The sequence below is a fragment of the Streptomyces sp. NPDC048436 genome (genome assembly GCF_043200355.1).
Classification (GTDB): domain Bacteria; phylum Actinomycetota; class Actinomycetes; order Streptomycetales; family Streptomycetaceae; genus Streptomyces.
The window spans coordinates 510,277-530,083 of the sequence record NZ_JBICXP010000005.1; the positions used below are offsets into that span (position 1 = coordinate 510,277).

Sequence of the window (19,807 nt, forward strand, 5' to 3'; positions counted from 1 at the left end):
CACGGTTGATGCCATGACCGCACAGACCAGCACCACCACCGTTTCCGCTTACGCCGCCCCGTCCGCCAAGGCCCCCCTGGAGCGGACCACCGTCCCGCGCCGCCCGGTGGGCGCGACCGACGTACTGATCGACATCAAGTACGCCGGCATCTGTCACTCGGACATCCACCAGGCCCGCGACGGCTGGGGCGAGGGCATCTTCCCGATGGTCCCGGGTCACGAGATCGCCGGTGTCGTCACCGAGGTCGGTTCCGCCGTCACCAAGTTCGCCGTCGGCGACCGCGTCGGCGTCGGCTGCATGGTCGACTCCTGCCGCGAGTGCGAGAACTGCAAGGCCGGCCTTGAGCAGTACTGCCTCCAGGGCAACGTGCCGACGTACAACGGCCTCGGCAAGGACGGCGAGCCGACCTACGGCGGCTACTCCTCGCACGTCGTCGTCGACGAGGCCTTCACCGTCGGCATCCCCGACGGCCTCTCCCTGGACGTCGCCGCGCCGCTCCTGTGCGCGGGCATCACCACGTACTCCCCGCTCAAGCGCTGGAACGCCGGCCCCGGCAAGAAGATCGCCGTCGTGGGCCTCGGCGGTCTCGGCCACATGGGCGTCAAGATCGCCCACGCCATGGGCGCCGAGGTGACCGTCCTCTCGCAGTCCCTGCGCAAGAAGGACGACGGCCTGCGCCTGGGCGCCGACCACTACTACGCCACCAGCGACGACGCCACCTTCGAGCAGCTCGCGGGCACCTTCGACGTCATCCTCTCGACGGTCTCCGCGCCGCTGCCCCTGGACAAGTACCTGGGCCTGCTGCGCTCGGAGGGTGCCTTCGTGAACGTCGGCGCCCCCGAGGAGCCGGTCTCCCTCAACCTGTTCTCCGTGATCGGCGGCGGCAAGACCCTCGCGGGCTCCATGATCGGCGGCATCCAGGAGACCCAGGACATGCTGGACTTCTGCGCCGAGCACGGCCTGGGCTCGGAGATCGAGCTGATCAACGCCGACCAGATCAACGAGGCGTACGAGCGGGTCCTGGCCAGCGATGTGCGCTACCGCTTCGTGATCGACGCGGCCACCATCTGAGGGCTTGGTCATCCGGTTGCGCCCGAGGCATTGCCTCGGGCGCAACCGCCCGACTACGGCCCGGCGGCCATGGCGGCCCGGATGCGCGGCGTGTGAACAAGGACGTGACCGGCGGAACCACCGGGGTTCAGCAGGGCCACGGTGTACTGCCTCAACTCCCCTTCGGGGGACGCGACTTCGATCGTACGAGGCAGAAAACCGCCCACCGACCGGCACGCCCACCAGTGCGCGAGGTCGGGCCGCGTGCTGTGCAGGCGTTCGGTCAGGTCCTGGACGCGCGCATCGCGGGGGAGGGTGTCCGCGTGCGTGCGGAAGTGGCGGTGCAGGCTCTGCGCGAAGGGCTCCCAGGCGGGCAGGAGGCGCTGGTGGGCTGGGTCGCCGATGAGCAGGAGCAGGAGGTTGCGCCGCTCGGCGGGGTAATCGCCGGGGTCGGGCCACAGGGCGGCGTACGCGGTGTTCCACGCGGTGATCGTGAGGTCCGGGGCCAGGACGAGGGCCGGGGAGTCCGGCCAACTGCCGATCATGTCGCGGAGGTTGGCCTCTGCGGCGCCCGCATCGCTACCGGCACCCCCGGCCGCCTCCTGCGCCGCGAACCCCGCGAGGGCGAGCACATGGCGGTGCGCGTCACCGTCGAGACGCAGGGTGCGGCTCACCGCGTCGAGCACCTGGCGCGAGGTGTCCACGCGGCCCTGCTCCAGCCACGTGTACCAGGCGACGCCTACCCCGGAGAGCGCGGCGACCTCCTCGCGGCGCAGCCCCGGAGTGCGGCGGCGTGGCGTGGCGGGGAGTCCGACCTCGTCCGGCGAGAGACGCTCGCGGTGCGCACGCAGGAACGTACCCAGCTCGCCGCGCCTGGCGGTCTCTTCGGCGGTGGTCATACCGGTCAGCGTACGACCGTCATCCTGTGACTGCCGGTCACCCCATGAACGGCGTACTGGCTGCGCGAGTCGGGCGCCGCGAGGCTGAACGCATGCCTGAAACCGAGCAGTACTCCGCGCAGCCCCCTCACTCCCGGCAGCCCCCTCACTCCCCGCAGCCCCCTCACTCCCCGCGGCATCCCTCAGACGGCGCCGTCCTGTGGCGCCGGTCCACCGACTCCTCCGGACTGACCGCGCCCCGCACTTTCGTCCGGGTCTTCACCGGCCCCGGCACGCTGGAGTCCGTCACCGCCTTCTACGAGCAACTGCTCGGCGTGGAGCGGGACATGTGGTTCACCTACCCCGACCTGGAGCTGGCGCTCGCCGCGGTCGGCGGCTTCCTTCTGATCGAGGGGACGGAAGAGGGGCTCGCCCCCTTCCTCGACACAGCGGGCACGCTTCTGGTGGACAGCGTCCAGCCGTACCTGGAGCGCCTGAAAGCCGCGGGGGCTGAGATCACCGAAGGACCGAAGACGGTGCCGACGGGCACGGGGTTCTCCGCCCGGCACCCAGACGGCACGGTCATCGAGTACGTCGAGCACCGCCCGACGCCGGACGGCCGCTGAGCGTGGCCGAGCGTGGCCGAGCGTGGCCGAACGGGGCCGAACGTGGCCGAAAGGCGCCTCGTCCCGTGGCCCTAGGCCGCATTGCCCACCAGGTGGGGTGCCTCGTGACCGATGCGGGGCGGGCGGCCCGTGCCTAGTGTCGAGGACATCAGCACGGGCCGCACGTCAGACGCAGGAAGAGGTCGCAGGATGTCCATCGAGCTCAACCACACCATCGTCGCCGCCAAGGACAAGAAGGCGTCCGCCCAGTTCCTCGCGGACATCCTGGGCCTCCAAGTGGAGCCCCAGTACGGTCCGTTCATCCCCGTCAACATCCCCAACGGCGTGACGCTTGACTACGGCGACGGTGGCAGCGGCCCCATCACACCGCAGCACTACGCCTTCCTGGTCTCCGAGGACGAGTTCGACACCATCTTCGGCCGCATCAAGGACGCGGGCCTCACCTACTGGGCCGACCCGCACCACAAGATCGTCAACGAGATCAACACCAACGACGGCGGCCGCGGCGCCTACTTCGACGACCCGAACGGCCACATCCTGGAGATCCTGACGAAGCCGTACGGGAGCGGCAGCTAGGCACCGTTCTCCGCCAGGAAGTCGAGCACCAGCGGCGTCGCGACCTCCGCGAACTCCTCGAAGTAGGCGTGCCGAGCGCCCGGGATCAACCGCATCCGGGCCCCGGGGACGCGCTCGGTCAGCAGGGGCGCGTTGGCGGTCGGATTGAACGTGTCGGCGGTGCCGTGCACGACGAGAGTCGGCGCCGCGATCCGTGGCAGCGCGTCCCAGGAGTCATGGCGGGCACTGGCGCGCAGATGGCGGCGGCGGGCGTGCGGGGGCATGCCGGGATCGCCGAGGGTGTGGAACACGGGCTCCTCGGGGCCGTTCTCGCGCTCGGCGATCCAGCCCGGCGTGTACATGAGCTCAAGAAGTGCCCGCCGGGCCGCCGCCACGTCCGGCTGACCGAGGGCGCCGCGCACCTCGGGCCCGCGTTCGACGCCGTGCGGCGCCCCCGGCGACGTACAGCCGAGCACGAGCCGGTCGACCCGCTCCGGGTGATCGGCGGCGATCCACTGCGCCACCCGGCCGCCCATGGACGTGCCGTACACGTGGGCGCGGTCGATCCCGGCATGGTCGAGGACCGCGATGACGTCGCGGGCGAAGCCGGGGGTGCTGTAGCTGTCGGTGTCGGGGCGCCCGCTCGCGCCGGTGCCGCGCCAGTCGAGTACGAGGGTCTGGTGCGCGGCGGCGAAATCGTCGCGCACGGGGTCCCACCAGCGGTGGCTGTTGGACTGCCCGCTGAGCAGGACGAGGGGGCGGCCGGAGCCGTGGACTTCGTAGTGCAGGGCGGTGCCGTCGGCGGCTTCAGCGAGGGGCATGGGGCGAACGGTAGCGACCCGCGGCCCTGGCCTGGGATACCGGGATGTCCCGCCCCCGCGGGGGCGGCGGCACGGGGGTCCTGGCGTGAGGGTGCGAGGGCGTGAGGGCGTGAGGGCATCAGGGTCTGAGGCGATTTCGCCGGGGGCAGAACGCTGATCGCTGCCGGGAAGCCGTGGCGGCTCCTACCCTGAGGGGGTGAGCAGCCACGAGCGGGACCTCAAGGTGGACGGCGAGCGCGGCCAGGGGCCGGAGCAGGGCCGGTGGACCGAGCGGCAGGCCCGCGTCATCCCCCTGCGCCCGCGCCCGCACGCGACAAGGACGGCCCCGCACCGTGAGGCCCCCGCACGCACCGGCCCCGCAAGCACAGCCCCCCTCCGCACAACTCCCGTACCCCCGGCGGAGAAAGAGCCCCTGTGGCGGGACGTGGTCGGTGACGTGCTGCGTCGCGAGCGCCTCGCGCAGGAGCGCACGCTCAAGGACGTGGCCGACGCGGCCCGCATCTCGATGCCGTACCTCTCCGAGCTGGAGCGCGGCCGCAAGGAGGCTTCGTCCGAAGTCCTCGCGGCCGGCGCCCGTGCGCTGGGCCTGAGCCTGGCGGATCTCCTCTCCCTGGCCCAGACCGAGTTGACCCGCCACGCGCAGCCGACGCGCCCGCGCCAGGGAGACATCCGCCTGGCGGCGTAGGGGATTCCCGGCGGTCAGGCCGCGGCGGCCAGCATCCGCCGGCTGAGCACCTCGTCGGCCAGCCCGTACGCCACCGCGTCCTCCGCGGTGAACACTTTGTCGCGGTCCATGTCCGCGCGCAGGGTGGCGATGTCGTGCCCCGAGTGACGGGACAGCACCTCCTCCACCTGCGAGCGGATCCGCACCATCTCCTTGGCCTGGAGGGTGAGGTCGGAGACCGTCCCCTGCTGCCCGCCGCTCGCGGGCTGGCCGAGCAGCACGCGCGAGTGCTCCAGCACGAACCGCCGCCCGGGATTCCCCCCGGCGAGCAGTACGGCGGCGGTGGAGGCGGCCTGGCCCACGCAGAACGTGGAGATCGGGGCGCTGATGAAGCTCATGGTGTCGTAGATGGCCATGAGCGAAGTGAACGATCCGCCGGGGGAGTTGATGTAGATGGCGACTTCGCGCTCGGGGTTCGAGGACTCCAGGTGGAGCAGCTGGGCGATGACGACGTTGGCCACGCCGTCGTCGATCTCGGTCCCGAGGAAGATGATCCGCTCGGAGAGCAGACGGCTGTAGATGTCGTACGCGCGCTCGCCCTGCGGAGTGCGCTCGACGACGGTCGGAATCGTGTACTGGCTCATGTCAGACCCCCAGTCCCATGCGCGGCTTGGTCGTGGCCGGCCGCACGTCGGCGAGCGAATCGAGAACGCGGTCGACCATCCCGTACTCCTTGGCCTGTTCGGCGGTGAACCACCGGTCGCGGTCGCCGTCGCGGGAGATGGTCTCCTCGGTCTGCCCGGTGTGCTCGGCGGTGATCCGCTCGACGGCCTTCTTGGTGAACTCCAGGTTCTCGGCCTGGATGGCGATGTCGGCGGTGGTGCCGCCGATGCCCGCGGAGGGCTGGTGCATCATGATCCGCGCGTTGGGCAGGGCGTACCGCTTGCCCGCGGTACCGACGCTCAGCAGGAACTGCCCCATGCTGGCGGCGAATCCCATCGCGAGGGTCGACACGTCGTTGGGGATGAGCTGCATGGTGTCGTAGATGGCGAGCCCGGCGGTGACGGAGCCGCCGGGGCTGTTGATGTAGAGGCTGATGTCGGTCCGCGGGTCCTCGGCGGACAGCAGCAGAATCTGCGCGCAGACCCGGTTCGCCGAGACCTCGTCGACCTGGGTGCCGAGGAAGACGATCCGCTGGGTCAGCAGCCGTGCGGCGAGGTGGTCGTCGAACTGGGACGAGGGTGTATCGCCTTCGGAGGCGCGGGGTACGAGGGCGGGGTTCCAGCCATTGCCGAGTGGTGACATCGGTGCGTCCTCCTGACGGTGGGGCGGCGGCCCACCTGACGGCCGGCCGCGCTGTTCCTGCCCCACCACCTTCGGACCCCGGCCCCCGCCGGGTAAGGGTTATCGGCCCGCAGCAGATTCGCTGACGGCAGAGGGGCACGGCCCCGCCCCCGGGGTGGTGGGTTGCCCGAAGAGGCCGTTGATCCACAGAAGCAACTCAGGTCTCCATAAGATCGTCCCCCGTCATTTCCACCCGGATGATCAACGCCTTCAGGACAAGGGAATCCGAGTTGTTTCGCTTGAGCTGCGGCCCCCGGTGGCATACTCACTTCCGGGGGAGGGAGCGGGCAAATGTGGGATCTTGCCGTGATCGCAGCAGCTGGCGGGTCGGTGCGGGGATTACTTGACGCCTACGAGCAAACCATGGCGTGGCGCGACGCGTGCAGGAAGCATTTGAGGCAAAAGAAAAACAAAATAGATCGACCGGCGTGGTCGGAGTACTATGAAGTATCTTGCGAGATCTCTGCGGCAGCCTTGCAGGCGCTCATCGGAGGGGGAGTAGGAGTTCTTTTTGCGGCAACGCACCAAATGGAAAGTGCATGGGCTGCCTTCCTTCTGGGTATTTCCGCCCCGGCGATGCTTACGTACCTGGTAAATAGCAAATCAGTCAACGGTATGATAGCTGCCCAGCGATTGCCGCATCAGATAGCTCCGTCCGCTTCCGCTGACGCCGTAGATTCTACTCACGACCCCCAGGCCTCGGGTGAACGTGAACCCAAGCCGGATGAAAATGTGAATGCCGCGGAGAGCTGTAGACTTCCTGAAATTTCGGAAGAGGGCAGGGTGGCAGGGGAGGCGAATCTCGGTGGTTGATGGCGGCAGCTTTTGGAAGCGAGTTGGCGTGGTGGCAAAGAGGGACTTTCATGCACCTCTGGGGGAGCCATTTCTGCGGACCAGTCACCGCTACACCTGGAAAGGTCGATTTCTCGCCGCGGTATTTCGGATCGACTTGACGGAAGTCGACTACGTGACCGCTGTGAAAGAGGCCGAGGAAATTGAGGAGCTCTACCGCCAGGCGCTCAGAGTCGGCGAAAGCATTGAAAGCCTATCAGGTAAAACTAAGCCGGGCGACGCACAGGAAATGGAGAATCTCTACTGTGACGCATATTCGCGAGGGGATGGGGATACTGCCGTTAAGGCTGTCAACGCCTTGGCGGCCAGTGGGAGCGTAGGCCTGTCCGAAAAATTATATCGGCAGTGCATTGAGCAAGGTATTTGGAAAGCGGCAAATCCCCTAGCAATTCTACTGCATAACCGTGGGGACATGGAGGAGGCTGAGTCTTTCTACCGCCTGGCCATCAAAAAAGATGACGCACGCGCAGCCAATAACCTCGGCATCCTTCTGAAGCGTTCTGGGCGGGTGGAGGAGGCTGAACACTTCTACCGCAGAGCCATCGCCCAACACGACCCTCTCGGAGCCAAGAACCTCGCCAACCTGTTGCTAGATTCTGGGCGGGTGGAGGAGGCTGAGCGCTTCTTCCGTCTGGCTGTTGAGGGAGGGGATCTTAAAGCCGCTCACAACCTCGCGGTTCTTCTGCATAATGCGGGGAAAGAGGAGGCTGAGCACTTTTACCGCCTGGCTGTCGATCAGGGAGACGCAGGCGCTGCCAACAACCTCGGCATCCTTCTGAAAAACACCGGTCGAATGGAGGAGGCTGAGTGCATTTACCGCCTTGCTGTCGACCAGGGAGACCTGAAGGCTACCTTCAGTCTTGCCTTCCTGCTGACGAATTCGGGGCGGGCGGAGGAGGCTGAGCCCTTCTATCGCCTGGCTGCCGGCCAGGGCGATGCCGGTGCTGCCAACAACCTCGCCATTCTCTTGAGGTGTTCTGGGCGGGTGGAGGAGGCTGAGCGCTTCTTCCGTCTGGCTGTTGAGGGAGGGGATCCTAAAGCCGCTCACAACCTCGCGGTTCTTCTGCATAATTCGGGGCGGGTGGGTGAGGCCGAGTGTTTCTATCGCCAGGCGATCGACCAAGGTGACTCACGCTCTGCCAACTGCCTCGCCGCTCTCTTGAAGGGTCTGGGCCGGACGCAGGAGGCTGAGCCCTTCTATCGCCTGGCCGCCGATCAGGGCGATGCCGGTGCAGCCAACAGGCTCGCCATCCTGCTGGAGGAATCAGAGCGAGCGGACGAGGCTGAAGGCTTCTACCGCCTGGCTGTCGACCAAGGCGACACATACGCTGTTCATAACCTCGCCCTATTCCTGGAGGACTCAGGGCGGACGTCGGAGGCCGAGGGCTTCTATCGTCAGGCCATCGACCAGGGCCACCCGGACGCAGCCAATAACCTCGCCAACCTCCTGAAGAACTCAGGGCAGGTGGAGGAGGCTGAGCGTTTCTACCGCCAGGCGATCGACCAAGACGATCCGCACGCAGCCAACAATATCGCTATCCTCCTGCACCATTTGGGGCGGATGGAGGAGGCTGAGAGCTTCTACCGCCAAGCGATCGACCAAGGCTATCCCGAAGCCGCCCACAATCTTGCCATCCACCTGCACAGAACGGGACGGGCGGAGGAGGCTGAGCGTTTCTACCGCCAGGCGATCGACCAAGGCCACCCCAAGGCCGCCCATAACCTCGCCATTCTTCTCCGCAAATCGGGGCGGGCGGACGAGAGTGAAGACCTCCACGACCAGGCCACCGGCCAGGAAAATTCGAACCCAGTTATCGCAGACGTTGCAGAACCGGCAGAGTTTGCGCATGAGTCAATCGCGCACCGAACTGACCCCTACCTAAGTCTGACCCTGCCGGGTATCCAAGCATCAATTGAAAGTGTGCAAGAGTCTGTTGAGGAGCTGCAGCAGGGTTCGTCGCCGAAGAGTGAAGTTCTTGCTCTGTTGTAGGGAATTACCCTTCTATCGTTGAGGGCTTGGGAACTCCCGCCGACCGGCTCGTGCGGGCAGGCTCCGAGCGACTGCCCGATCCGCTGGCGAGCGTATGGCCCTCGTGACCTCAGCTGACGAGTGAGGCCACGCCAGTCCCGCCCTGCTCTACTTCGGCGGACTCTCCTCGCACACCGCAGAATCAGTGATCGTGGCGCCGAAGAACTGGAACGCCGTCAGCTCATAGCCAGCATGACGCGTCATGCCCGCGTGCCTGAGACACCACAACTGCGCCTCATCCGGATCGGCCGTTTCCACCGAGCGCTCACGACAGACAAGGCACTTGCCGACATGACGCATGCCCATCGCAGGTATGGCCGCCAGCGTCCATTCGAGCGGTACGAAACGGCCCCGCGTAACGCCGCCCCCGCTCACCCGAACGCCTCCGCCGGTAGCTGCGGCCCTTCGTCGTCGCTGTCGTCGACGTCGTCTACGTCAGGGTCATCGAGTGAGGACAAGCGATCGCCTCGGCTCTCTGCGATCCGGTGAACCTCCCGGAGAGACTCGGTCAACCGGGCCGCCACAAAGCGGAGTTCCTCAGGTGTGGAGTTGGGATCGGAGATCGTGTCCGCCGCGTGCCCGAGGAGATCACCGGCCATGCCCAGTTGGACACTCTCGATGTTGTCAGCCATCCGCGACATGAAGCCCGTGCCCGGCCCCACCAGAACGCAGGGGTTTCCCTCCGGCGTCGTCCACGGCAGCACCCGCGTCTGATTCCTCACGCCGTCACCTCCGCCCCATAGATCAGCCGGGGGCGGGTGGCCTCCAGGAGTGGGGCGGATGAAGCCAACTCGGGGGCTGGGAGGCACCCCGAAGGGGTAGGGGGAAGCCGTAACGACGGCTTGGCAACCCGGGCGATACGGTCCGGCATGTTGACGCTCCTTTTCAGCGTTGGCCATGCCCCGGGGCCGGTCGCACGGTCGCCGGGGTCTGTCTCGCCATCCTTGCCATCGGATGTGCACCAGCGGGAGTTGACAGCCGTTGACAGCTACGCTGGAGAACACGGTCAACACCAGGGGAAGCACATGAGCGCCGACTTCGGGTTCAAGCTCCGCGCACTCCTCACGGACAGAGGGATGAGCTTGCGCGGCACTGCTCGTGCGCTCAACTACAACGTGGCCTATCTGTCTCGTGTTTCCAATGGCCGTCAGCGCCCTTCCGTCCAATTAGCTGAAATGCTGGATGATTTCCTTCAGGCTGACGGGGAATTGGTGCAGTTGGCCGCAGCGGGAAGTCCAGTTGCAGTACTTGAGTCCAGCGGTCCGGATTCGGATATCTCGCACATAAAAGAGAGTGCTACGTTCACGCTCAGGCACGCCGACCAGTACGGCGGGGATTCCGTGGCGCCCGTCGCAGTTCAAGTTTGGCGCTCTGCCCAACGCAAGCTTGATGCCGGAGAGATCCCGGACGCGGCACAGCGACGCTACCTGGCCGCCGTCTCGGAAGCAGCCGAAGTCGCTGGATGGCTTCTCTTCGATGCTGGTGAGCACGGTGCCGCCCGCAACGCATTTCTCGAATCGCACATGCTGGCCCGTCACGCCGGGGAACGGGCTCTTGAGTGGTTTGCCCTGGACATGCTCGCCATGCTCGACACGGAGCGAGATCGGCCCGGAGGAGTTCTCCGTATTGCTGATGAGGTCTTGTCACAGCGCCGAATTCCTCCACGCGTGGCACTGCTCGCACGCGTAAGGCGCGGTAGGGCACTCGCACAGATAGGGGAACGTCAGCGCGCCTTGGTCGACCTGAGTGCGGCCCGTGGAGGGCTTGAGCATTCCCTGGATCCGCGAGACCCAGAGTGGACATGGTGGGTGAACCAGCAAGAGGTAAGAGGGCATTCGGGGCATGCCTTCTTGAGCCTCAGCGATCTGGGTTCGGCTATCCCCACCTTTCATGAGGCGCTCGAACGCGCCACACCGAGGGGTGCCATGCTCTACCGCATTGAGCTTGTGCGGAGTTACGCGCAAGGAAAAGCGTGGAAAGAGGTTGAGGAAGAGATCCACAAGATCTTGCCTCTTCTGGACGTCATCAGCTCAGGTCGGAATCGTCTCCTGTTGCGGGATGCACTGCAAGTGGTCGATCAAGGAGCTTCAGTTCCTGTGGGGCTCTCGGCTCTTGTCCGGGACACAGTCGCAACGATCACTCCCTGAGGCAGCCGCTCGCTCTCGGCGACTGGACCGGTGTGCGCTCACGGAGGGCACGTGGTACCCGGAGCACGTCAGACGGCGACGCCAGGTATCAGTGCCACCAGCCCGGACAGAAAACTGCCCGCTGCTGCCAACGTGACGAGGGTCCCCTTGCCGTCTGAGAACAGCCCAGAGCAGAACTCACGTACTCGCCGCCGAAAGATCAGCATCTTGAGCTTCTGCCATCGATGCTGATGGATATGGCAGCCCATGAGGATGCCGGTTGCGTTGTTGCGGCAGCCGTCCATCCGTCCTCTGACCGGAGCTCCGCAGGTCACCGGGGCTTGGAAGAAGGACCAGAGGAGGACCACGGCGGACAGGGTGACGATCGCCGCCGGGCCCGCTGCCTCATTGATCCACGCGGCGATGAGTAGGGGGGGCGCCAGCCAAGACGCCCCACCATTGCCCTAGACCGCCAAGCAGACTGCCTCTTGCCCCCGAAGTCGCCATGTCTGTAATCGTGGCGATGCGGTTGATGATTCATGCAGTAAGCCGGCGGTATGGCCGAATAAGGCTTCAGGACGGCTAGGGCCTTGCGCAGTTACGGCACTTGATCGATACGTAGAACGCCTGTGCCGCCGTACTGACTCACAGTCGGCGGCGCAGCGTGTCGGGTCGAGCGGGACTCTGAAGGCCTACTGCTCTGAGGCCTGAGGCGCAGGCGCGATCCCCGTAGGGCAGGCCCGGCCCCAGTTCGTCTCCGACGGGCTGTCCAGCTGGAGGCCCGTGCCGCCGATGCCGCAGTAGCCGTCGGGGTTCTTGTCCAAGTACTGCTGGTGATATCCCTCGGCCGGCCAGAACGGGCGGGGGGCCGCCGGGAGGATCGTCGTCGTGATCGTGCCGTGGCCCGCGGAGGTGAGGACCTGCTGGTAGGCGTCGAGGGATGCCACCGCTGCCGCCTCCTGGTCCGAGGAGTGCGTGTAGATCGCCGAGCGGTACTGCGTGCCCACGTCGTTGCCCTGGCGGAAGCCCTGCGTCGGGTTGTGGGACTCCCAGAAGAGCTTCAGGAGCGATGCGTACGAGACGCGGGTGGGGTCGAAGACCACGCGGACCACCTCTGCGTGGCCGGTCAGGCCCGAGCAGACCTCTTCGTAGGAGGGGTTCTCCGTGGAACCGCCCTGGTAGCCGACGTACGTCGTCCAGACGCCCTCCGTCTGCCAGAACTTCCGCTCCGCTCCCCAGAAGCAGCCGAGCCCGAAGTCCGCGATCTCCAGGCCGTCCGGGTAGGGGCCGAGCAGCGGGTTGCCGAGGACCGTGTGGCGGGACGGGACCTCGAATTCGGGGGTCGCGCGGCCCTTCAGGGCCTGCTCGGGGGTGGGGAGCTCGGGCGTGCGGCCGAAGAGCATGGGGGCTGTCCTCCTGGAGCGGGGCGGGGCGGGGCGTACGCGGTGCGGTGCGGTGCGGTGCGTGGCTTTTACGTCAACGTGCGCGAGGGGAGCCGCATTCCTCTGCCCGGGATGCCGGGCAGCCGGGATGCGGCGCCGCCTCAGTGCGACAGCGTCGCCGGGCTGCCGCCGTTCGCCTCGTACCCCGCCACCGCGAGCGCGCGGTACACCGCGTAGTCCGCGGCCGGGTCGGAGGAGACGGTCCAGGGCAGGGCGCCGACGTGGCCGTCCACATGGATCAGCTGGTTCATCGCCTCCGCCCAGCGCTCGCACCGCACCAGGAAGAAGACCAGGAGGTGCCGCACATGCGCCAGCATCGGGTCGTCCGGGCGCGCTGAGTGCACCGCGTAGAGCGCGCCCTCCACGGCCTTGGTCACGACCTCGCTCGCGTAGAAACCGCGGACCAGATTGACCTCGGGCAGGTGTTCGTACACCGCGAAGAGGGGGAGCGCGGCGAGGAGTGAGCCCTTGGGCGAGCGTGCCGCCGCGGCCTCCGCGAAGTTGTACGCGAGGTCGCGCGAGCCGTGCCACTTCTCGCACCAGTAGTGCAGGGCCGCCAGATGTGCCCCCATGTGCGCGGGCGCGCGGTCGAGGATCTTCAGCCACAGCTGCTCGAACTCCTCGCGCGGGTAGGCGAGTCCGCGGGCGATCGAGAGCTCGATGATGTACGGGACCGGGTCCCCGGGGGAGAGGAGCGCCGCCTGCGCGCAGGCTTCCTTCGCCTCCTCCAGGATGATCCGGAACTCGTCCGTCCCGGAGGTCGAGGAGCGCCAGGCCTGCTGGACCAGGAACTCCGCGTGCACCGCCGCCCCGCCCGCGTCCTTGGGCGCCTCGGCCCGCCACACCCGCAGCCACTGCCCGCCGGGGCTGTCGCTGATCCCGCCGGGCCGCTGCTGAAGCTCCAGGGAGGCCGCTCCCGCGAACGCCTGCACACGCTGCCAGCGCACCTCGCCGTGCACCTCGGTGCCCGCGAGCAGCTGCGAGGCCGCCTTCCAGCTCTGCGACTGCTGGACCACGTCCAGGACGTCCAGGAGGTCGTGGTCAGGGCCCGGCATGCGGATGTCCAGCTCCTCCTGGCGCGCGAAGCCGTACTCCGCGGGGTCCGCGGCGTCCGGCGAGCCGGGGGCCACCTGCCGGATTCCGCCGCGCCTGCGCAGCAGGAACGGTCCAAGAACCGCCCCGATCATGATCACTGCCATCAGCGCCCAGAGAATCTCCATGAGTACAAGCGAACCAGACCGGTCTGACACTTGGCGAACCAGTCCCGAACTTGTCGGGGCGCCGCCCGTCCCGGACTAGGCTCTGGCCGCATGAGTGACACGTTCAGCAGCCAGAGTTTCGAGACCGTCGCGATCCACGCGGGCAACACCGCCGACCCGCTCACGGGCGCCGTCGTACCGCCGATCTACCAGGTGTCGACGTACAAGCAGGACGGCGTCGGCGGGCTGCGCGGCGGCTACGAATACAGCCGCAGCGCCAACCCCACCCGTACCGCCCTGGAAGAGAACCTGGCCGCGCTGGAGGGCGGCAGCCGCGGCCTCGCCTTCGCGTCGGGCCTCGCCGCCGAGGACTGCCTGCTGCGTACGCTGCTGGGTCCCGGAGACCACGTGGTGATCCCCAATGACGCGTACGGCGGCACGTTCCGGCTCTTCGCGAAGGTCGTCTCGCGGTGGGGCGTCGAGTGGTCGGTCGCCGACACCTCCGACCCGGCGGCGGTACGGGCCGCGCTGACCGACCGTACGAAGGCGATCTGGGTGGAGACCCCCTCCAACCCGCTGCTCGGCATCACCGACATCGCGGCCGTCGCCCAGGTCGCCAAGGACGCGGGGGTCCGCCTCGTCGTCGACAACACCTTCGCGAGCCCTTACCTCCAGCAGCCGCTCGCGCTCGGCGCGGACGTCGTCGTCCACTCGCTGACGAAGTACATGGGCGGGCACTCGGACGTCGTGGGTGGCGCGCTCGTCGTCAACGACCCCGAGCTGGGCGAGGAGTTGGCGTACCACCAGAACGCGATGGGCGCGGTCGCCGGGCCCTTCGACGCGTGGCTGGTGCTTCGCGGCATCAAGACGCTGGCCGTCCGGATGGACCGGCACAGCGAGAACGCGACGAAGATCGCCGAGATGCTGACCCGGCACGCGCGCGTGACGCGCGTTCTCTACCCGGGGCTCCCGGAGCACCCCGGTCACGAGACCGCGGCCAAGCAGATGAAGGCGTTCGGCGGGATGGTGTCCTTCCAGGTCGCCGGGGGCGAGGAAGCCGCGGTCGCCGTCTGCGACCGTTCGAAGCTGTTCACCCTGGGGGAGTCGCTGGGCGGTGTGGAGTCCCTGATCGAGCACCCGGGGCGGATGACGCACGCCTCGGTGGTGGGCTCGGCGCTGGAGGTACCGGGGGACCTGGTGCGGCTCTCGGTGGGCATCGAGGCCGCCGACGACCTGATGGCGGACCTGCAGCAGGCGCTGGGCTAAGCGCCGGGGCTACCAGCGGGTCAGGGGTGGGGTCGTGTTCGACGGCGGCTCCACCCAGGGCTGCGCGACGGACGCCCAGATGACGAAGGTGACCGCCGCCGCGAGCAGCAGGAGCCACAGCAGCCGGCGCAGGGCCCTTCTGTGGCGCAGCATGCGTCCGCCGCGGCGGACCGCCTCCTCATAGAGCTCGGTCGGCACCGAGGGGGGTGCGCCGCTGTCCAGAAGCAGGCGGACAGCGTTCTCCTTGCGGTCGAACTGGCTCATGACGGTGCCGCCTCCCCCAGGGCGCGCGTCGGCGCGGGGCCGCGCGGCGGATGCAGGACCGTCTCCATCGCGCGGGCGAAGATCGCGCCGACCCGCTCGGCGGGCAGGCCGAGGAGCGCCGCGGTCTGTTCCTCGGCCACACCTTCGTAGAGCCGCAGTACGAGGATGAGCCGTTCCTGGGGCGTGAGCCGGGCCAGGAGGCCGCCGTGGCTGCGGTGCCGCCGCCAGGCCCCGCGGGCGAAGCGGACGGCCAGCTGCTGGCGGGTGCGGTCGTAGGGGTCCTCGCCGCGCATCCGGTCCCAGGTCGCGTACGAATGCGCGAGGGACGCCGTGAGCAGGCCGCGCGCGCGTGGATTGGCGTCCGGTGGTTCGGTGGTGAGCAGCGTCGCCGCATGCAGCAGCCGCCCTGCCGCGCCCGCGACGAACGCTTCGAACTCCCGGGCCCGGCGGGCGTCAACAAACGCCTGCCGTCCGCGCACCGCGCCTCCCGCCTGAAGGGGGACGGGCCCCCGGTCTCATATGAGGCCAGCCGGGTGTCCGGGGTCAAGAGGCGGGCACCACCGGAGCGGGCCGGTGTCGGGAAGCGGGGCGCCTCCGTAGGCGCCGGGCTCAAGAAGCAGGTGCCTCGGGAGGGGCCTGGGACGTCTGGCGGGCCGAGAGCGCTGAGTTGAAGCGCGTCAGGAGCGTGCAGAAGCTTTCGCGCTCCTCCGGGGACCAGTCGCCCGTCAGCTCCGCCATGAGATCGCGGCGCGAGGACCGCACCTCGTTGAGGCGTGCCTCGCCGCGTGGCGACAGCTGGAGCACCACGGCGCGGCCGTCCTCGGGGTGCGAGGTGCGCTTGACGAGCCCCGTGTCGACGAGCGGGGCGACCTGCCGGGTGACCGTCGAGGAGTCGATGCCCATGCTCGCCGCGAGTGCCTTGACGCCCATCGGCCCCTCCTTGTCGAGGCGGTTGAGCAGCAGGTAGGCGGCGCGGTCCATGGAGTTGCGGACCTGTCCGACGCCGCCGAGGCGCGTCTGCTCCGCACGGCGGGCGAACACCGCCACCTGGTGCTGCAGCGAATCGAGGAGGCCGGGATCGCTGGCGGTCGTCATGTCCGGAGTTGTGGGCATGGCCGGGGGCTCACTTCATGCGAGGGCGATGGGTTGGGGGACAGGGTACGCGGCTGGGACGCGAGGCGTACCAGCGCTGCGCAAACCAGTCTCGGACCGTGGTCACCGCAGGAGGACCCCGCTGTGAACTGCGAGACTTGCGGTCATGAGCTACCGCACGCCTCACTCCTTGCCTTCGGTCACCCTCGACGATGTGCGCGGCGCCCAGAAGATGCTCTCCGGGGTGTCCAGGGTGACGGCGATGGAAGGCAGCAGGCACCTGTCACAGCTGGTCGGCTCGCCGGTCCACCTCAAGTGCGAGAACCTCCAGCGGACCGGCTCCTTCAAGCTGCGCGGGGCGTACGTACGGATCGCGGGCCTGCTCCCCGAGGAGCGCGCGGCGGGCGTGGTCGCCGCGAGCGCGGGCAATCACGCGCAGGGTGTTGCCCTGGCGTCCTCGCTGCTCGGCGTGCGGTCCACGGTGTTCATGCCGGTGGGCGCGCCGCTGCCCAAGGTCGCGGCGACCCGTGACTACGGCGCGGACGTGCGGATGCACGGCCAGGTGGTCGACGAGACGCTGGCCGCCGCGCAGGAGCACGCGCACGAGACGGGCGCCGTCTTCATCCACCCCTTCGACCACCCCGACATCATCGCGGGGCAGGGCACGGTGGGCCTGGAGATCCTGGAGCAGTGCCCCGAGCTGCGCACGCTGGTCCTCGGCGTCGGCGGCGGCGGTCTAGCCGCGGGTATCGCGGTCGCGGTCAAGGCGCTGCGCCCGGACGTCAAGGTGATAGGCGTGCAGGCGGCGGGCTCGGCGGCGTATCCGCCCTCGCTCGCGGCCGGGCATCCGGTGTCGATCGAGAACCCGGTGACGATGGCCGACGGCATCAAGGTCGGGCGCCCCGGCGATGTGCCGTTCAAGATCATCGACGACCTGCTGGACGACATCGTCACCGTCTCCGAGGACGAGCTGTCCAGCGCGCTGCTGCTCTGCCTGGAGCGGGCCAAGATGGTCGTGGAGCCCGCGGGCGCGAGCCCCGTCGCGGCCCTCCTGAGCCGGCCGCAGGACTTCCGTGGGCCCGTGGTTGCGCTCCTGTCGGGCGGCAATGTGGATCCGCTCCTGATGCAGCGGATCCTGCGTCACGGCATGGCGGCGGCGGGCCGGTATCTGTCGCTGCGCCTGCGTCTCACGGACCGGCCGGGGGCCCTGGCCACGCTCCTCGGGGTGTTGTCAGTGGTGGACGCCAACGTCCTTGACGTGAGCCACGTGCGGACCGATCCGCGCCTCGGACTCACGGAGGTGGAGGTGGAGTTGCAGCTGGAGACCAAGGGCCCTGTGCACTGCGCCGAGGTCGGCGCCGCGCTCCGCGAGGCGGGCTACACCGTCATCGACTGACGGGTGGCGCGCGCGGGGTGACGGCAGCGAAATTGCCGTGCGCGCACGGCAGTTCCCCCGCTATTTTGCGTTTTCCACAGGCTTCGCCGATCCCCTTGAGGAGACGCGATGTATCGCGTTATGGTGTGTCTCACATCACTGGTCGCGTCATTGGTTCGCGTCACTGATCGTCACGTCACTGGTCACCGGGCGCTCGGAACCCGGCAAATCTAAGCTTTTCCGTAGGAACTCACCCAAACCACTGGGGGACTCACATGCCAGGCGCCATCTATGCCGAAGGCCTGGTGAAGACCTTCGGCGACGTAAGGGCTCTGGACGGCGTCGATCTGGATGTCCCGGAAGGCACCGTGCTCGGCCTCCTCGGGCCGAACGGAGCGGGCAAGACCACGGCGGTGCGCTGCCTGACGACGCTTCTGACGCCGGACCGCGGCAAGGCGTTCGTCGCGGGCATCGACGTACAGAAACATCCGAACGAAGTGCGGCGCTCGATCGGTCTCTCCGGCCAGTTCGCCGCCGTCGACGAGTATCTGACCGGCCGCGAGAACCTCCAGATGGTGGGCCAGCTCTACCAGATGAGGGCCAAAGAGGCGAAGGTCAGGGCGGCCGAGCTGCTCGACCGGTTCAACCTCGCCGATGCGGCGGACCGCCCCTCCAAGACGTATTCGGGAGGCATGCGGCGCCGTCTCGACCTCGCGGCGGCGCTCGTCGTGTCGCCCCCGGTGATGTTCATGGACGAGCCGACCACGGGCCTCGACCCGCGCAACAGGCAGCAGCTCTGGGAGGTCATCCAGGAGCTCGTCGCGGGCGGCACGACCCTGCTGCTCACCACCCAGTACCTCGAAGAGGCCGACCACCTGGCGCATGACATCTGCGTCGTCGACCACGGCCGGGTCATCGCCCGCGGCACCTCCGACCAGCTCAAGGCGCGTACGGGCGGCGAGCGCGTCGAGGTCGTGGTGCACGAGCGCGAGGACATCACCACGGCCGCCGAGGTGCTGCGCGGCCTCGGCAAGGGCGAGGTCGCCGTCGAGAACCACACCCGCAAGCTCACGGTCCCGGTCTCCGGCGGCGCCAAGCTGCTCGCCGAGGTCATCCGTGACCTGGACACCCGCGGCGTCGAGATCGACGACATCGGTCTTCGCCGCCCGACCCTCGACGACGTGTTCATCTCGCTGACCGGCCACGTGGCCGAGGTCGAGGAGACCAACGGCCAGGCGGACGGCCCGGCAGACGGTCAGAAGGACTCGAAGCCCGAGCTCAAGACGGAGGCCGACAAGTGAGCAGCGCGACCGGCATCGTGACCAAACCCACCGCGGGTCCCAGACCCGCGGGCGGCATCGGCCAGTCCGTCAGGGACTCCCTGGTCGTCGCCAAACGCAACCTCATCCGGATGTCCCGGATACCGGAGATGATCATCTTCGGCCTGATCCAGCCGATCATGTTCGTGGTGATGTTCAGCTACGTATTCGGCGGATCGATGCAGATCGGGTCCACCACCGACCCATCGGTCTACCGCAACTTCCTGATGGCGGGCATCTTCGCGCAGACCGTCACGTTCGCCACCGCGGGCGCCGGAGCCGGTATCGCCGACGACATGCACAAGGGCCTCATCGACCGCTTCCGCTCGCTGCCCATGGCGCGCGGCGCGGTCCTTACCGGCCGCACCATCGCGGACCTCGTGCAGACGGCCCTGACGCTGCTCGTCCTCGCGATAGTGGCGCTCCTGGTCGGCTGGCGCATCCACGAGGGGATCGGCAAGGCGCTCGGTGCCTTCGGCCTGCTGCTCCTGCTCGGCTATGCCTTCACCTGGGTCGGTGCGCTCATCGGCCTCTCGGTCCGCACCCCGGAGGCGGCGACGTCCGGCGGCCTGATCTGGCTCTTCCCGGTCACGTTCATCTCGAACGCGTTCGTGGACTCCGGCAAGCTGACGCCCTGGCTGCGGCATGTCGCCGACTGGAACCCCTTCAGCGCGACCGTCCAGGCCTGCCGGGAGCTCTTCGGCAATCCAGGTGTCTCCACGTCCACGGCCTGGCCCATGCAGCATCCGGTCTGGGCCTCGGTGATCTACTCGATCCTGATCATCGTGGTCTTCCGCACCCTGTCGGTCCGCAAGTACCGCTCGGCGACGGCCTGACCGTCGGCACCACCACCACCCGCCCCATTAACACCACCCGTCACCACCACCCGCGTACGCGAAAGGCC

The 19,807-nt window shown here is 68.1% G+C and carries 22 protein-coding genes; 11 read left to right on the plus strand and 11 right to left on the minus strand.

From position 1 onward, the window contains the following. The first annotated feature begins 13 nt into the window (after positions 1-13). A complete protein-coding gene (locus ACGFX9_RS20880) occupies positions 14-1,072 on the plus strand; it encodes an NAD(P)-dependent alcohol dehydrogenase (RefSeq protein WP_393473701.1) in 1,059 nt (352 codons plus the stop codon). A 53-nt stretch (positions 1,073-1,125) separates the two neighbouring features. On the opposite strand, the gene ACGFX9_RS20885 is transcribed toward ACGFX9_RS20880, so the two are convergent. Continuing rightward, a complete protein-coding gene (locus ACGFX9_RS20885; protein WP_393473704.1) occupies positions 1,126-1,950 on the minus strand; it encodes a helix-turn-helix transcriptional regulator in 825 nt (274 codons plus the stop codon). A gap of 92 nt (positions 1,951-2,042) precedes the next feature. Here ACGFX9_RS20885 and ACGFX9_RS20890 point away from each other — a divergent pair, with 92 nt between their 5' ends. Then, the gene (locus ACGFX9_RS20890; protein WP_393473707.1) at positions 2,043-2,555 is read left to right on the plus strand and encodes a VOC family protein; all 513 of its coding nucleotides are present in this window, start codon (positions 2,043-2,045) and stop codon (positions 2,553-2,555) included. A gap of 189 nt (positions 2,556-2,744) precedes the next feature. Beyond that, entirely contained in the window at positions 2,745-3,131 is a 387-nt protein-coding gene (locus ACGFX9_RS20895; RefSeq protein ID WP_393473710.1) for a VOC family protein, read from the plus strand. On the opposite strand, the gene ACGFX9_RS20900 is transcribed toward ACGFX9_RS20895, so the two are convergent. Beyond that, the gene (locus ACGFX9_RS20900) at positions 3,128-3,931 is read right to left on the minus strand and encodes an alpha/beta fold hydrolase (RefSeq protein ID WP_393473712.1); all 804 of its coding nucleotides are present in this window, start codon (positions 3,929-3,931) and stop codon (positions 3,128-3,130) included. The genes ACGFX9_RS20895 and ACGFX9_RS20900 overlap by 4 nt on opposite strands. 223 nt (positions 3,932-4,154) lie before the next feature. Here ACGFX9_RS20900 and ACGFX9_RS20905 point away from each other — a divergent pair, with 223 nt between their 5' ends. Continuing rightward, a complete protein-coding gene (locus tag ACGFX9_RS20905) occupies positions 4,155-4,616 on the plus strand; it encodes a helix-turn-helix domain-containing protein (RefSeq protein ID WP_393474017.1) in 462 nt (153 codons plus the stop codon). A gap of 14 nt (positions 4,617-4,630) precedes the next feature. Here ACGFX9_RS20905 and ACGFX9_RS20910 read toward each other — a convergent pair whose 3' ends face one another. Continuing rightward, entirely contained in the window at positions 4,631-5,239 is a 609-nt protein-coding gene (locus ACGFX9_RS20910; RefSeq protein ID WP_393473715.1) for a ClpP family protease, read from the minus strand. Position 5,240: 1 nt separating this feature from the next. Then, entirely contained in the window at positions 5,241-5,900 is a 660-nt protein-coding gene (locus ACGFX9_RS20915) for an ATP-dependent Clp protease proteolytic subunit (protein ID WP_393473718.1), read from the minus strand. Positions 5,901-6,230: 330 nt separating this feature from the next. On the opposite strand from ACGFX9_RS20915, the gene ACGFX9_RS20920 reads away from it, so the two are divergent. Both ACGFX9_RS20920 and ACGFX9_RS20925 read left to right on the plus strand, forming a co-directional pair. After that, positions 6,231-6,752 (plus strand): hypothetical protein, encoded by a 522-nt coding sequence (locus tag ACGFX9_RS20920; RefSeq protein WP_393473720.1) that lies wholly within the window; start codon positions 6,231-6,233, stop codon positions 6,750-6,752. After that, complete coding sequence (locus ACGFX9_RS20925) at positions 6,745-8,781, plus strand: tetratricopeptide repeat protein (protein WP_393473723.1); 2,037 nt, start codon at positions 6,745-6,747, stop codon at positions 8,779-8,781. Before ACGFX9_RS20920 ends, ACGFX9_RS20925 begins: the two co-directional genes overlap by 8 nt. 410 nt (positions 8,782-9,191) lie before the next feature. On the opposite strand, the gene ACGFX9_RS20930 is transcribed toward ACGFX9_RS20925, so the two are convergent. After that, on the minus strand, positions 9,192-9,542 hold the full coding sequence (locus tag ACGFX9_RS20930) for a hypothetical protein (RefSeq protein ID WP_393473725.1): 351 nt from the start codon (positions 9,540-9,542) through the stop codon (positions 9,192-9,194). Between the two features lie 303 nt (positions 9,543-9,845). On the opposite strand from ACGFX9_RS20930, the gene ACGFX9_RS20935 reads away from it, so the two are divergent. Then, positions 9,846-10,967 (plus strand): helix-turn-helix domain-containing protein, encoded by a 1,122-nt coding sequence (locus tag ACGFX9_RS20935; RefSeq protein ID WP_393473728.1) that lies wholly within the window; start codon positions 9,846-9,848, stop codon positions 10,965-10,967. A gap of 68 nt (positions 10,968-11,035) precedes the next feature. Here ACGFX9_RS20935 and ACGFX9_RS20940 read toward each other — a convergent pair whose 3' ends face one another. From ACGFX9_RS20940 to ACGFX9_RS20950, 3 genes are all read right to left on the minus strand, one after another. After that, the gene (locus tag ACGFX9_RS20940) at positions 11,036-11,314 is read right to left on the minus strand and encodes a hypothetical protein (RefSeq protein WP_393473732.1); all 279 of its coding nucleotides are present in this window, start codon (positions 11,312-11,314) and stop codon (positions 11,036-11,038) included. A gap of 324 nt (positions 11,315-11,638) precedes the next feature. Then, positions 11,639-12,349 carry a peptide-methionine (S)-S-oxide reductase MsrA gene (gene msrA, locus ACGFX9_RS20945; protein ID WP_393473735.1) on the minus strand — a complete coding sequence of 237 codons (711 nt, stop codon included), beginning with the start codon at positions 12,347-12,349 and terminating at the stop codon, positions 11,639-11,641. A 140-nt stretch (positions 12,350-12,489) separates the two neighbouring features. Then, on the minus strand, positions 12,490-13,608 hold the full coding sequence (locus tag ACGFX9_RS20950) for a hypothetical protein (protein ID WP_393473737.1): 1,119 nt from the start codon (positions 13,606-13,608) through the stop codon (positions 12,490-12,492). A gap of 90 nt (positions 13,609-13,698) precedes the next feature. Here ACGFX9_RS20950 and ACGFX9_RS20955 point away from each other — a divergent pair, with 90 nt between their 5' ends. Further along, complete coding sequence (locus ACGFX9_RS20955) at positions 13,699-14,853, plus strand: cystathionine gamma-synthase (RefSeq protein WP_393473740.1); 1,155 nt, start codon at positions 13,699-13,701, stop codon at positions 14,851-14,853. A gap of 9 nt (positions 14,854-14,862) precedes the next feature. Here ACGFX9_RS20955 and ACGFX9_RS20960 read toward each other — a convergent pair whose 3' ends face one another. The 3 genes from ACGFX9_RS20960 to ACGFX9_RS20970 all read right to left on the minus strand — a co-directional run bounded on the left by ACGFX9_RS20960 (position 14,863) and on the right by ACGFX9_RS20970 (position 16,230). Next, a complete protein-coding gene (locus tag ACGFX9_RS20960; protein WP_393473743.1) occupies positions 14,863-15,117 on the minus strand; it encodes a hypothetical protein in 255 nt (84 codons plus the stop codon). Then, a complete protein-coding gene (locus tag ACGFX9_RS20965) occupies positions 15,114-15,596 on the minus strand; it encodes a sigma factor-like helix-turn-helix DNA-binding protein (RefSeq protein WP_393473746.1) in 483 nt (160 codons plus the stop codon). The genes ACGFX9_RS20960 and ACGFX9_RS20965 overlap by 4 nt, the downstream gene beginning before the upstream one ends. Positions 15,597-15,726: 130 nt before the next feature. Further along, entirely contained in the window at positions 15,727-16,230 is a 504-nt protein-coding gene (locus ACGFX9_RS20970) for a MarR family winged helix-turn-helix transcriptional regulator (protein ID WP_393473749.1), read from the minus strand. 145 nt (positions 16,231-16,375) lie between these two features. Between ACGFX9_RS20970 and ilvA the strand changes: the two genes are divergently transcribed. The 3 genes from ilvA to ACGFX9_RS20985 all read left to right on the plus strand — a co-directional run bounded on the left by ilvA (position 16,376) and on the right by ACGFX9_RS20985 (position 19,739). After that, complete coding sequence (gene ilvA, locus ACGFX9_RS20975) at positions 16,376-17,605, plus strand: threonine ammonia-lyase (RefSeq protein ID WP_393473751.1); 1,230 nt, start codon at positions 16,376-16,378, stop codon at positions 17,603-17,605. 254 nt (positions 17,606-17,859) lie between these two features. Next, positions 17,860-18,885: an ATP-binding cassette domain-containing protein gene (locus ACGFX9_RS20980; protein ID WP_393473754.1), complete on the plus strand. Its 1,026-nt coding sequence runs from the start codon at positions 17,860-17,862 to the stop codon at positions 18,883-18,885. A gap of 14 nt (positions 18,886-18,899) precedes the next feature. Beyond that, positions 18,900-19,739: an ABC transporter permease gene (locus ACGFX9_RS20985; protein WP_393474020.1), complete on the plus strand. Its 840-nt coding sequence runs from the start codon at positions 18,900-18,902 to the stop codon at positions 19,737-19,739. Positions 19,740-19,807: the final 68 nt, after the last annotated feature.